General features: G+C 58.7%; 8 protein-coding genes. 4 read left to right on the top strand and 4 right to left on the bottom strand.

What is annotated here, in order from left to right; genetic code table 11:
• Position 1 precedes the first annotated feature (1 nt).
• The 3 genes from DSL70_RS11740 to DSL70_RS11730 form a co-directional block, all read right to left on the bottom strand.
• Positions 2-814, bottom strand: a complete 813-nt coding sequence (locus DSL70_RS11740; protein WP_119308118.1) for an ABC transporter ATP-binding protein — start codon at positions 812-814, stop codon at positions 2-4.
• 10 nt (positions 815-824) lie between these two features.
• A complete protein-coding gene (locus tag DSL70_RS11735; protein WP_205563241.1) occupies positions 825-2009 on the bottom strand; it encodes an ABC transporter permease in 1185 nt (394 codons plus the stop codon).
• A gap of 162 nt (positions 2010-2171) precedes the next feature.
• The gene (locus DSL70_RS11730; protein ID WP_119308116.1) at positions 2172-3365 is read right to left on the bottom strand and encodes an MFS transporter; all 1194 of its coding nucleotides are present in this window, start codon (positions 3363-3365) and stop codon (positions 2172-2174) included.
• A 134-nt stretch (positions 3366-3499) separates the two neighbouring features.
• Between DSL70_RS11730 and DSL70_RS11725 the strand changes: the two genes are divergently transcribed.
• Positions 3500-4882, top strand: coding sequence for a protein phosphatase CheZ (locus DSL70_RS11725; protein WP_162916622.1), 1383 nt, complete (start codon positions 3500-3502; stop codon positions 4880-4882).
• A gap of 263 nt (positions 4883-5145) precedes the next feature.
• Here DSL70_RS11725 and DSL70_RS11720 read toward each other — a convergent pair whose 3' ends face one another.
• Positions 5146-10737: an apolipoprotein A-IV repeat region-like domain-containing protein gene (locus DSL70_RS11720; protein ID WP_119308114.1), complete on the bottom strand. Its 5592-nt coding sequence runs from the start codon at positions 10735-10737 to the stop codon at positions 5146-5148.
• A 549-nt stretch (positions 10738-11286) separates the two neighbouring features.
• Between DSL70_RS11720 and DSL70_RS11715 the strand changes: the two genes are divergently transcribed.
• From DSL70_RS11715 to DSL70_RS11705, 3 genes are all read left to right on the top strand, one after another.
• A complete protein-coding gene (locus tag DSL70_RS11715; RefSeq protein ID WP_162916620.1) occupies positions 11287-11613 on the top strand; it encodes an Hpt domain-containing protein in 327 nt (108 codons plus the stop codon).
• Between the two features lie 154 nt (positions 11614-11767).
• Positions 11768-12088 (top strand): 2Fe-2S iron-sulfur cluster-binding protein, encoded by a 321-nt coding sequence (locus tag DSL70_RS11710; protein ID WP_119308112.1) that lies wholly within the window; start codon positions 11768-11770, stop codon positions 12086-12088.
• Positions 12089-12255: 167 nt separating this feature from the next.
• Complete coding sequence (locus tag DSL70_RS11705) at positions 12256-12903, top strand: class I SAM-dependent methyltransferase (RefSeq protein WP_119308111.1); 648 nt, start codon at positions 12256-12258, stop codon at positions 12901-12903.
• Positions 12904-12923 lie beyond the last annotated feature (20 nt).

Raw genomic sequence — 12923 nt, 5'->3', positions numbered from 1 at the left:
GTCAGCTCTTGTCCCATTGTCTGAAGGCGCGTTTGCCCGTGAAATAGCTCTTGATCCAGGGGTGCGGGTTCTTCTGCAATTCCGTCATGTTGCCAATCGCCAGAACCCGGCGCTCGGCAAGCACGGCAATCCGGTCGCACGCCTGACTGAGACTATCCAGATCATGGGTTACCATAAAAACGGTGAGACCCAAAGTGTCTCTGAGCGTGGAAATCAGATCGTCGAATTCCTCCGCGCTGATCGGGTCGAGGCCGGAGGTCGGCTCGTCCAGAAACAGCAACTGCGGATCAAGCGCCAGCGCACGGGCGAGTGCGGCGCGTTTGATCATGCCTCCCGACAGCTCGGAAGGGAATTTGTGGGCGGCGTCCGGCGAAAGGCCGACGAGTTCGAGCTTGGAGATCGCCAGCTCGTCCATCAGGCGCTGGGGTAGCGAATAATATTCCCGCATCGGCACCTGAATATTCTGCAGCACCGACAGCGAGGAAAACAGGGCTCCATGCTGGAACAAGACGCCAAGGCGCCGCTCGATGGTCAGCCGCTCGGCCCGTGTCAGATTTTCGGTGTCATGGCCAAACAGGATGAACTGTCCGGCCTGACGATTGAGCAGGCCAAGTACGCTGCGCAACAGCACGCTCTTGCCTGTGCCCGAAGCGCCGACAATGCCGAGAATTTCGCCCCGCTTGACGTCGAGGTCGAGCTTGTCGAGGATCAGGCGCTCGTCAAAGCCGACCGTCAGGCCGCGTATGGAAAGAATGGGCGGCTTTGTATCGTCACTCGTCAATGGTGTCTGCCGGGTATCAAGGGGCGTGGTCATCTGGTCCTCCCTAATAGCCGATAGCAGCAAAGAAAATTGCGAACAGGCCGTCAACCATGACCATCAGGAAGATGGACTTGACCACGGCGGCGGTGGTGCGTCGGCCAAGGCTTTCGGCGCTGCCGCCGACCTGTAGCCCTTCGCTGCAGGCAATCAGCGCAATGATCAGGGCCATGAAGGGAGCCTTGATCACGCCGACAAGGAAGGTGTTGATGGCCACCGCCTCGCGCAACCAGTTGATATAGGCGGTCGGCGCGATATCGGAATAGACCCAGAGCAGCATCCCGCCGCCGACGAGACCGGCAAGGTTGGCCACAAGCCCCAGCAGGGGCAGGGCGATGATCAGTGCAATGACGCGCGGCGCGATCAGAACCTCGATGATGTTGAGGCCCATGACACGCATGGCATCGATTTCTTCGCGCATCTTCATCGAGCCGATTTCGGCAGTGAAGGCGCTGCCCGACCGTCCGGCAACGAGGATGGCGGTGAGCAGAATACCCACCTCGCGCAGCACCAGAATGCCGACCAGATCAATGACGAAAGGCTCGGCGCCAAACTTGCGCAGCTGGAAGGCTCCCTGTTGCGCCACGATGGCCCCGACGAGGAACGACATCAGTGCAACGATCGGCACCGCCTTGAGGCCGGTCTGGTGCATGTGATGGACGATGGAGGTGATGCGCAGGCTGCGCGGATTGAGGATGCTGCGCAGCAGGCACAGCACGATCTCACCGGTCAGATAGGCAAGGATCTTGACGTCATTGTAGATCTCGACGACATCCTCGCCGGTCTGGCTGAGGGCGGAGATCAGAAAGCCCGGCTGTGGTGTCGACTGCGGCTGCTTCTTGTTGGTTTCCTCAACCGCCTCGAACAGGGATTTGTGATCCGCTCTGATGGGCTCGGCATCCGTCATCTTCAGGCCAAGGCCGCGCAGCAGGCGAATGATGACCCAGGCACCAGAGGTGTCGAGCATGGCAAGGCCTGACAGGTTGAGCTTCTGGAAGGTGCTGCGGGATTGGACAATGCTGTCAACCTGCTGATCGGCTTCCTTCAGGGTGTCAATCGTCCAGTCGCCGGAAAGGTGCAGGGTGCCATCGGCAACGGTGCCGTCACCTTGCAATAGGGGAGGCTGCCCGCTTGTGGCAATGTCTGATCCCTGTGGAGCCATGATGTCGTTGCGCCCTGTTCCCGTTTCCAAATGCCTGCGCTCCGAACAAACGGGCGAGCTCAAATAGAATCAACCAAATAGTATTAAAACCGAAATCCGCAGTTCCAGACGAACACCGCACTATAGGCCTGTTATACAGAAAAATCCGCCATTTGAAGAGCTTTAATCGCATATCGTATCTAATTGCGCCGCTCAGTCCCTCTCGTCTGCCCGGATGCGGGCCAGCGGGAACACGCCGCTCAGCAGCAACAGGGCAAGCGCGACAAGGCCAACAAGGCTCATCGACAGGAAAGCCAGACCATTGAGTTCCGCATAGAGAAAGCCCGAGGCGGTGGTGGCGAATGCCGACAACAGACCGGTCAGCATTGTATAGAGCCCCTGAGCGGTTCCCGAAATCTCGTCATCCACCAGTTCGTTGATGAAGAACATCGCCCCAAGGTGGGCGCAGCCGAAGCTGCCAGCGTGCAGAACCTGCAGCAACAGATAGCCATAGATAGGCAGCTCCAGCGGGAAGGTTGCCCAGCGAACGATGGCGATCACTGCGGCGATCAGCATCAGGGCTTTCCAGTTGAAACGGGCGGAGATTTTCTTGGAATAGCGGAACAGGACGATTTCCGAGACCGAGGCCATCGACCACAACAGGCCGGTCATGTTGGAACTGATGCCAATCCTGTTCCAGTAGATGGCCGAAAAAGAATAGAGCATGCTGTGGGATGACTGAATCAGCGATGCACTGATGAGGATCATCCAGAAGCTGATCTGGGCGAACTGCTTGAGCTGGTTCCAGTCGAGCCGGGCACCCTTGGCCAGAGACTTGTTGTCGATGCGGCGTGGATCGATGGGCAGGGTCATCGAAAAGAGGATATGCAGCATGTTGCCTGCAACCAGCAGCCAGATCAGCCTGTTGTCACCGAAGGTCTGCATGAACAGCCCGCCCGCCAGGTTGGCCAGCAAGAAGGCAAAGGTGCCAGAGCTGCGCATCCGGCCATAATCGAGGCCGAACCGGCGTGTGCCCGCCAGCGCCAGGGAGTCGCTGACCGGGATGATCGCGCTCTGGGCAATATGTGATATCGCCATAACCAGGCCGATCCAGACAAGGCTGTCACTCAGGGTGATCAGGGAGAAGCTCAGGCCATAGAAGGTGCAATAGATGCGCAAGGCCAGCCGCCTGTCACCAATCTTGTCCGAAATGGCCGCCATGAGAGGTGTAAAAATTACGCGGGCAATCATGGGTATGGTTAACACCATTCCGATGGCTTCGGCACCAAAGTCGAGACTTTTCAGCCAAACCGCGAAGAAGGGTACGTAGATTCCATAAGGAAAAAAGAATCCAGCGTAAAAAAGGGACATTCGTAAAGCGTAATTTTGCTGATATGGGGCCTGCATCGCAGATTTGCCTGCTGAAAAGTAAAAGTGCGTTAAGATTTGGCCTGTAGCATCGGGCCGTGAGAATGCGTATATCGAGCGTGATTCGCGCCAATAACGATAGGAACTTGGTCTGAACCATGAGCAGCAAACCAATGCCACCTTCACCACTGCGACAAGAGGACTATCTGGCGATTGAAGCCGCCGTGATGGAAACTGCGAGAGGTCGCTGGTTCCTGGCAGAGTATGCCCGCAGAAACCGTAACGCAGATACTGATACCCTATTGTCCGCGATCGATAAACTGGAAAAATCGATCACTCGCGAACGCGCGCCGTCGTCTCTCATGCATCAGGTTCGCATGGATCTGGCCGATATGGCCCACGCCATCGAGCGGACCAAGAAAGAAATTGCTCAGATCAAGCACGAAGACAATGAGGGAGCCGAACGCTTCGAGCGGGCGACGATCGAGCTTGATGCCATTGTGTCCCAGACGGAAAGTGCGACGAGTGAAATTCTGGGGGCTGCCGAGAAGATTCAGGAATTTGCCTGGACGCTGCGCGAAATGGGGGCTGACAGCGACAAGTGCGATGAACTGGATATGGAAGCGACCAATATCTACATGGCCTGTTCCTTCCAGGATCTGACCGGCCAGCGGATCCGGAAAATCGTGGATGCCATGCGCTATATCGAGAGCCGCATCAATTCCATGATCGAGATCTGGGGCTTCGAGTCAGATGGCATGGAAGTGGATCAGCATGATCACAAACGCCATGACCAGCGGCCTGACGCCCATCTGCTCAACGGACCTGCTCTCGCCGGGGAAGGTGTCGGGCAGGATGATGTCGACATGCTGTTCGATAATGCTGATTTGCATGAAGAAGCCGATCAGGACGATGTCGATGCTCTGTTCGCCAATGCCGGTTCTGCGACAGAAGATGAGGATGACAGCTGCGACCTCTCCGCCGAGATGACACAGGATGAAGCCGATGCCCTGTTTGACACCGGGCCATCCGTCATGGATGCTGAGTTCGAGGCGGATGAAGACGAGGCCATGGTTGCCGACGGTGCAGCTGACGGGGAAGACGAGACAGAGGCAGAGTTCGCAACTATTGAAGCCGATGCGGCAGACGAGGCTGATGATGCGGTTATCGCCGAGCAGGCTGATGTCGATTTCGTAGATATGCAGGATCTTGACTGGGCAAGTGAGGCAAATGCCACAAAGGATGCTGCCGACTATCTGGAAACCGTTGACCCCGCCGAGGCAGAAGCGGCTGACGATTTGTTTGATAGCGTCTCAAACGAAGTTGAGCCGGAAGGCGATGTGTTCGCATCCGTTTCCGCCGATGAAGAAGCTGCCTCTGAGGCTGAAGACCAGGCAGGAGAGCACGACCTGTCAGCGATGATGAAAGACGATGCCGATGTCTTTGCTCCTGCGGATGTGTTCGGTTCCGCTTTGCAGGATAAAGCTGTTGCCGCCGAGGAAGAGGAAGAAGAAGAGTTTCTGGATTTGCGGGATCGGGTCGCCCAGTTCAGCTGAACGACTTCATCTGATGAGGCTTACGCGATCAAAACTTGCGGACAATGGTTGATGGCTTACTGCCTGCCATGACAGAATTTCAACAAGGGTGCCCAAGCGGTGCCCTTTTTATTTGTCCAGATGCTCTTTCAAGGTGCCGTCCAGCTTCCCCTATCGACAGCGATGGGGCAGGGCGAAGGGCGGGCAAAAAAAGAGGGCCGCGAACGGCCCTCTGATTGATCTCATGGTATCGCCAGTCTTTCCCGGATGTCTATCCCAGGCCTCTATCCCAAGCGACCGCTGGCGTGTGCGAGCATGGTGTAGACCTTGCCGGTGTCAGACGTGAGATAGTTCATCGTCGTGCTGCCGTCGCGGTCCTTTCTGGAAATGTCATCCAGAATACGCTCGAAATCACCGACATAACGGTTGACCGTGTTGCGGAAGTCCGTGTCACGCTGGTAGCGCATGCGGACGTCTTCAAAGGTCTGCTGACCCTTCAGGGTGTAAAGACGGCGTGTGAAGCTGCCCCCTTCGCCCCGACGGTAGCTCTCCCAGGCTTCTGCCTGATTGCTGCTGTCGATCCCGCGGATAATGTCCTTGGAGATCGGAGCCAGCGCTTCGGCGTCACCCGGCTGAGGGATATTGTCCTCGGGCTGGGAGGCGCGGCGCAGCAGATCGGAGACCCAGCCGCCGGACCGGTTGTCGTCTTCTCTGGCGCTTTGCGGCGCATAGTTGCTGGCCTGCTGTGGCTGCTGCATCGGTGGTTCAGGCTGGCGCTTTGGCTGCTGAACCGGAGGCATCGGACGCTGGCTGGGAGCAGGAGCGGCATTCCGCTGCTGGTTTGAGCGATCGGCGGCCGGAACCGTATCGAACATGTTGCCATGGCGCTGAACCACGCGGGACAGTTCCTTGAGGGCATCGATCTGTTCGGACACAACGCGGCGCATGGCTCCGGTTGCCTCGCGGGTTTCGGTTGGCAGTTCGCTGAGTCCCTGCTTGAGCTCGGCGCGGGTGGTGTCCAGATCACGCTTGATTTCCTGCGTGATGGCGCGGATGTCCTGCGTGGCCTGTTCGAAGCGGGCGTTGGCATCGGCCATCGACTGGACCATTTCCTCGCTCATTTCGCGCTGAACAGCACGGATGGACTCGGCTGCCCGGCGACCTTCGGAAGCGGCATTGATGCGCAGCTGTTCGAGCTGGTCCATGACCTCCTTGGAGACGCCTTCGGTGCTCTGGCTGAGCAACATGCCGACATCGCGGGCGCGGCCTTCTGCCGTGCTGAGGGTGCTTGCGATGATCGAGGTGAAGTTGTTCAGAACATTCTCGATGGCTTCGGTCCGCTGGGTGAGGTCCTCGGTCATGTTGGCCAACATGGCACGCCGTTCCTCGACCGAGCCTTCCATGCGGTGGTTGGTCGATTCCATGATGCGGGTCGTGTTGACAAGGGCCTGAGCCTGTTCCTCGAACTTGTCGGTGAGGGATGCGACCTGGCCGAGGATGCTGGTGGAAACATCCCGCAGATCATGCACATGACCGGAGAGCTGGCCGGTGGAGTTGCCAGCTTCGTGAACAACCGTTTCGACCACCGTGCGGAACTGGTTGGTCTGCTCGGACAGGCTTGTCTCGATGGTGGACAGGCTGTGACCGGCGTTGAGCAGCAGTTCGGACAGGGTGTCGTTGGCATGCTTCAGGCGTTCGACGATTTCCGTGCCATCGGCGCGCAGCAGTTCGTTGGTGCTGCTCATCGACTGGCTTGCCTCGTCGGAAGCAATACGCATGGCCTCGACCAGACGCTTGTTGGAGGTGTCGAGCTTGATAATGGCGTCGTGGCTGCTCTGGGCAATGGCCTTGACCAGATTGCTGGAAGAGGCTTCGAGCGCGGCGCGGGCCTGATCGGAGCTGATGGTAAGAGCCTCGACCGTGCGCTTGGAGCTTTCGTCCATGGCGGTGAGCGTCTCGCTGGATTTCTCGGCGATGGCCTCGACGGCCTGACGGGAGCTTTCGCTGAGGGCGCTGACGGCGCGTCTGGAGCCTTCATCAAGGGCGGCCAGAGTTCCGCTGGAGCTTTCGCTAAGAGCGCTGACAGCACGGCGGGACGTGTCCTCGAAGGCGGCCAGTGTTTCGCTGGAGGTCTCGGTGATGGTGCTGACGGCACGGCGAGAGGTATCCTCGAAGGCAGCGAGGGTGTCGCTGGAGGTCTCTGTGAGAGCGCTGACGGCACGGCGTGAGGTGTCTTCGAAGGCAGCCAGCGTGTTGCTGGAGCTTTCGCTGAGGGCTCTGGAGGCCAGTTCGGCGCTGGAGGTGAGGGCGTTCTGGGTGCGCGAGGTGCTTTCCTCGAGCATCTGGACGGCCTGCTGGGCGCTTTCCGACATGGCATGGGCAGCGCGGTCGGTGCTGCTGGTCAGCGAGCCAACCGAGCGTTGGGTATTCTCGGTGATGGCCATGACAGCGCGGCTGGTGCTCTCATCAAGCGCTTCGGTTGCCCGGGCGCTGTTCTCGGTGATCGTGCTGACCAGATGGTCGCCGGTCTGGGCGAGGGTCTGGGAGGCACGGGCACTTTCCTGCGCCACCGCACGGGCGATCTCGCCACCGCGGCTGGACAGGCTGTGAATGATGCTTTCGCCAGCCTTCTGGAAGGTCTCGGTGATGCTTTCGGACCGGCTGTCGAGAGCCTGAACGACGGCATTGCCCTTTTCGTCGAGAATGGACGACAGCTCGGCGGACCGGGAACCCAGAACCGCGTTGAAGCTCTCGGTCTTCTCGGTGATCTCCGCGCTTGCGGTGGTCAGCGTGGAGGCGAGGGCATCGCGTGCCTTGGCGCTTTCCGTTGCGAAGTTGGTGGAGATCGCGTTCAGGCGATCATTGAGAATAGCCTCGATCTGGGCCGAGCGGCTGTCGAGCGTTTCGGCAACCTCAAAGACCTTGCTGCCGAGCGATACGTTGATTTCGGCAACGCGGTCGGAGAGGGTCTCTGTGAGTTCGTGAGCCTGACGGGACAGGGTCTCGCCAACGAGCGTGAGACGCTGGTCCATGCTCTCGTTGATGTCGTTCTGACCCTGCGAGTAGGCCTTGGCGATATCGCGTGTCCGTTCAAGCAGCGTCTCGTTGATATTCCGGGCGCGGCTGTCGAGGGTTTCGTCGAGCTTGCTGGTCCGTTCTTCGAGGGCGCTGTTGAGCGTGTCTGCCTTGGTTGCGAAATTCATGGTCAGGCTGGAGATATTGTCTTCGAAGCCGCTGAGGCGGGTTGCGATCTCCTGCTCGAAAGTCTCGGTGCGGTTGGAAAGCGAGTTGGCCACTTCCTCTGCCCGCGCCGTAACGCTGACCGTGAAGCCCTCGAGCCGGGTGTCGAGCATGCTTTCGATCTCGCCAGCGCGTGCGAACAGCGTCTGGTCGAGCGCGTTGATGCGCTGATCCATCGACTGGCTGAGGGTATCGAGACGGTCGCCGAGATGGCTGACGAGGTTGGTGCCCTGAACGGAGACAACATCGTCGAATGCCTTGACCCGCTCTTCCATGGCGAGGCGGATTTCCTCGCTCTGACCCTGCAGGGCATTGGTCAGCTCGCCGCCAGCATGTTCGAACAGTTCCTTGACCTTGTTGCCGCGCTGGGCAATGACCTTGGCGATCTCGGTGCCGACCATGGCCAGACGTTCGGTGACTTCCATGGAGCGCGAGTTGAGCGCGTCGGTTGCCTTGCCGGTGGCCTGTTCGAGATTTTCGGACATGGCGCGGGACTGGGTTTCCAGCACGTTGTTCATGTTGCTGGTGCGTTCATCCAGCATGGAGCCAAGGTTGGTGGCGTGTGCCTCAAGCTGCTCGTTGAGCTGGCCACCCTTGACGGCAACCGTCTGGTGAATGCGGTCGGCGGTGTTGTCCAGCTTGCTGTAGAGCTCTTCGCCCTGCGTCGACAGGGTCTGGGAAATGTGGGTTCCCGTTTCCGTCATGCGATGGGTCAGGCTGTCGCCGGTGCTGGAGATCATCTGGGCAATGTTGGTGCCGGTCTCGTCCAGCTTCTCGTTGATTTCGGTGCCGCGCAGGGAGAGGTCTACCAGCAGAGCGTCGCCGGTGCCCTTGAGGGCCTGGGAAACCTCGGTGGAGCGTTCCGTGATTGCTGAGACGATTTCAGTGCCCTGGGTGCGGATGTTTTCTGCCACCGTAGAGCCCGTCTCGGACATCGAGCGGGTCATCGTGGAGCTGATTTCCGACAGGCTGCCGGTTACCGAGTTGCCGATTTCGCGCAGCTCGGAGGTGATCGAGCCGCCGGTGTTGGCAAGATTGGTGGTAACGTCGGAGCCGAAGGTCCTGAGATTGTCGGTGAGCGACTGGCCGGTGGTGGCGATATTCTCGGTCACTTCGGAGCCAATCGACTTCAACTCGTTGCTGAGCGAGCCGCCGGTGTTGGCAAGGTTTGCCGTGACTTCCGCGCCGATCGAGCGAAGTTCGCCGGTCAGGCTGTTGCCGGTGTCGGCCAGATTGCCGGTCACGTCGGCGCCGATGGTCTTCAGTTCGTTGGTGAGCGAGCTGCCGGTGAGGGCGAGGTTTTCGGTCACTTCCGAACCGATGGACTTCAGTTCGCTGGTGAGCGCATTGCCGGTCGTTGACAGATTTGCCGTGACATCATTGCCGATGGATTGCAGGTTGGAATTGAGGCCTGCGCCGACTTCGGCGATGTTCTGGGTGACTGTTTCACCGGTCTGGGACAGGGTTGCCGTCAGTTCCTGACCTGCGCCGATGAAGCGATCGGTCACTTCATGGCCGATGCTGGCCAACTGGCTGGTCAGGTCGCCGCCGGTGATCTCCAGTTTCTGGGAGATGTCGGTACCGGTCATGCTCAACTGGTTGGTGATGGACTGGCCAGCGTCGGTGAGGGACTCGGTGACGTTGGCACCTGTGGTCGACAGACGGTCAACCAGATCGGAACCGCGGTTGGACAGAACGTTGACCATGGTCTCGCCAGCGTTGGCCAGCGCGATGGTGATCTGTTCGCCCTTTTCGGCCAACGACAGGGTAACGCGGGAGCCCGCGTCGGAAACGCTTTTCGAGATTGACTCGCTGGTGGTGTTCAGTTCGTCCGACAGGCTGGTGTGGGCACCGGAAATGGAGGCCCGAACCCGTTCGGAGTTGGTTACGATCGCTTCGCGCTGGGTGATCAGTTCATCAATCAGGGAGCGGATGCGCAGTTCGTTTTCGGTGTAGGCACGTTCCAGCGAGGACACCTCGTTGTGCACCATGACTTCCAGCTCCGAGGCGCGGGCTAGAGCGCGCTCGATGCCGTCGCTCATGGAAGCGACTTCGCGGCGGATCGCCTGGCCGACATTGACGACCGATTCCTTGGCGACGTTTTCCGGTTCCACCAGACGCATGGCAACCTGCGTCATGGCGTTGGAGACCTGACGCATCTCATGCGCCCGGACGACGATATAGGCCATCATGAAGAACAGGATGACGGGCAGGAAAATGCCTGCCATGGCAGCCAGAGCAGCGGGCGAATCGACGATGCCTGCGAGGCCGTCCTCTGCCAGCTGCGCTCCGCCAAATCCCATGAAGAACAGGGCGCCACCAATGGCGACCCAGAACAGGGAAAGGATGGTGGCAAACACATAAGGGGCCGAGCTTGGTGGCTGCTGCAGCGAATGCAACAGGTGGCCGACAGACTGCTGGTCGTCGTTCGCTGGCCTTGGCTTGATTTTCTTGCTGCGTGCATCAGCCTTGGCACCGGCATTTTCGCCGGATGGGTCCCTGGTGCCGTCGGCGATGCTCTTTGCCCGATTTTCGCCCGCCTCATCGGAGACGTCGAAATCCAGTTTCAAAGCATCTTCAACCGCTGACAGAGCCGCTTCTGTCGGATCCTGAATCTTTGGAGACTTCGTTACCATGTCTGCTCTAGCCTTGTTCTACTCAATACTGACTCAGTCTTGCCGTTCGCTCCGCCGCGTCTGATGCGCGGTTTTGCCTCGTGCGTCGGGCAAGCCTCCCCGTAGGGTCAAACCTAGTCGTCACTGCTGCCAACCGTGTGGATGGGTTTCGCTGAATTTGTTAAAGAATGCCCGATGCTTGAAACGGGCCAAGAGACGCGAAAAACGGATAGCTGAAAGTGTCCAACATACTGCGACGCATCGTACAAGGAGAGGAAAGGCAAAGGAACTACTATTTTTTTTCGCTTTGTCCAACTTGTTAACCAATCGCGCGGGAAGTCTGGGGTCTTTGTTGGAGAGCGTTCCGGAGCTAAGTATTAACTATATGAATCTAAATGGATTTTATCTTGTGAAAAACAGCCCCGGGAACGGCATCAAAGGCATGGTTGCGGAGTTAAAATATTTGTGCCGTTTTGAATCGAATCTGGCAAATATGGTTAACGCACGGTAACCATATTTGAAATTTTGTCGAATCCGGCCAATCGGCCATTCTGGCAGGGAAAAATGGGCATGGATAATCAAAAAAGCAGGCTGGACCTTGAGCATCTTTCCAGACAGACAATGGGAGACGAGGCTCTGAGCCGGCAGGTTCTGTCCATTTTCATCGACCATGTGACACAGACGATGCCGCAGCTGGAAATCGCCTCCGACGACCTTGCCAAGTTGGCGCATGGTCTCAAGGGCTCGGCGAAGGGCATCGGGGCCTGGGATGTGGCCGGGGCTGCCGAGGCACTGGAGAAGACCGAAGGCAACCCGGCTGATGCCATTCGCTGTCTGAAGCAGGCCGTGGATGCAACCGTTGATGAAATCGGCCGCTATCTTGCCGAGGTGCGCTGACCCGGATGTCCGGCCTTCTTCTGGGGCCTCCTTTTCAACAAGGGCGGGGTGACTGACAATTGTTACCCTTCGATACAATTCGTCCTCTTTGTATTCAGTACGAAATTGTCTATATGCAGACTAATCGACCAAATCAGACCAGTGAGTTGAGTTCATGCCCAAGATTACATTTATCACTTTTGATGACACGCAATATGATGTGGAAGCCAAGGACGGCGCGACGGTAATGGAAACGGCCATCAAGAATGGTGTTCCGGGGATCGAGGCCGAATGCGGCGGCGCCTGCTCCTGTGCTACATGCCATGTCTATGTGGACGAGGCATGGGCGGCAAAGACTGGTGAGCCGGGCGCGATGGAAGAAGACATGCTCGACTTTGCACAGGATGCGGATGAACGCAGCCGCCTTTCCTGTCAGATCAAGATGACCGATGAACTGGATGGCCTTGTTGTGCGCATTCCGGAGAGCCAGGCCTGAGCCTGACGGCCTTGATGGTCTGAGCCGCTCGCACGGCTGAGGCTGGAGAGGAGTTGCAAGCGGGGGTCTTTGCGGGCCACCGCTTTTTTATTGAAAGCCGTCCGGCGATGCGGCAGATTATGCCTTCCTATTTGTGAGTGTTCGATACCATTGAAACAGGAGGCCTCATGACCGCTTGCTGCACCAGACACGGATCCGGTTCCCTGTTAGGTGGGCTCATGCCTGTCGGCGTGCATCTGGTGTGCGGGTTGCCTGTGGTGACGCGTCAGCGAGCCAGAGTGGTGCCGCTGGCGAGCGGCGATGTGGTGGAGATCGGCTTCGGCTCGGGGCACAATCTGCCCCACTATGATCGCAGTGCGGTCCGCAGTCTCATCGGCATCAATCCCGATGACGGTCTGCCCGAGCTGGCGCGGCGGGCGATCGCCCGGCAGGACATGCCCACCGAGCTGCTGGTTGAAAGTGCCGAAGCGATGTCACTGTCCTCCGAGTGTGCCGATAGCGTGGTGGTGACCTACAGCCTCTGTTCCATTCCGGATGTGATGGCGGCCCTTGCAGAAGCGCACCGCATTCTGCGGCCGCACGGGCGGCTGCTGTTCTGTGAACATGGGCTGTCGCCGAGGGCCCGCGTGGCGCGATTGCAGAACAGGTTCAATGCGCCGTGGCGCTTTGTGGCGGCAGGCTGCCATCTCAACCGGGATACCGGTGCGCTGATCCGGTCTGCCGGTTTTGAAATGGATCAGTATGATATCTACGACCTGGGGCTGGGCACCCGTATCCTTGGCACCCACCATGTGGGCATCGCCCGCAAGCGGTAATGCGTAGCGATAAAGGCGGC

Source organism: Cohaesibacter haloalkalitolerans (assembly GCF_003574655.1).
Classification (GTDB): domain Bacteria; phylum Pseudomonadota; class Alphaproteobacteria; order Rhizobiales; family Cohaesibacteraceae; genus Cohaesibacter; species Cohaesibacter haloalkalitolerans.
The sequence above is the reverse complement of the archived record's forward strand: the minus strand, read 5'-3'. Positions and strand labels throughout refer to the sequence as shown.

Excerpts from the sequence above, each read along its gene's own strand:
- DSL70_RS11740 (WP_119308118.1), bottom strand. The coding sequence starts at position 814 with ATGACCACGCCCCTTGATACCCGGCAGACACCATTGACGAGTGACGAT.
- DSL70_RS11710 (WP_119308112.1), top strand. The coding sequence starts at position 11,768 with ATGCCCAAGATTACATTTATCACTTTTGATGACACGCAATATGATGTG.
- DSL70_RS11730 (WP_119308116.1), bottom strand. The coding sequence starts at position 3,365 with ATGCAGGCCCCATATCAGCAAAATTACGCTTTACGAATGTCCCTTTTT.
- DSL70_RS11715 (WP_162916620.1), top strand. The coding sequence starts at position 11,287 with ATGGATAATCAAAAAAGCAGGCTGGACCTTGAGCATCTTTCCAGACAG.
- DSL70_RS11720 (WP_119308114.1), bottom strand. The coding sequence starts at position 10,737 with ATGGTAACGAAGTCTCCAAAGATTCAGGATCCGACAGAAGCGGCTCTG.
- DSL70_RS11725 (WP_162916622.1), top strand. The coding sequence starts at position 3,500 with ATGCCACCTTCACCACTGCGACAAGAGGACTATCTGGCGATTGAAGCC.
- DSL70_RS11705 (WP_119308111.1), top strand. The coding sequence starts at position 12,256 with ATGACCGCTTGCTGCACCAGACACGGATCCGGTTCCCTGTTAGGTGGG.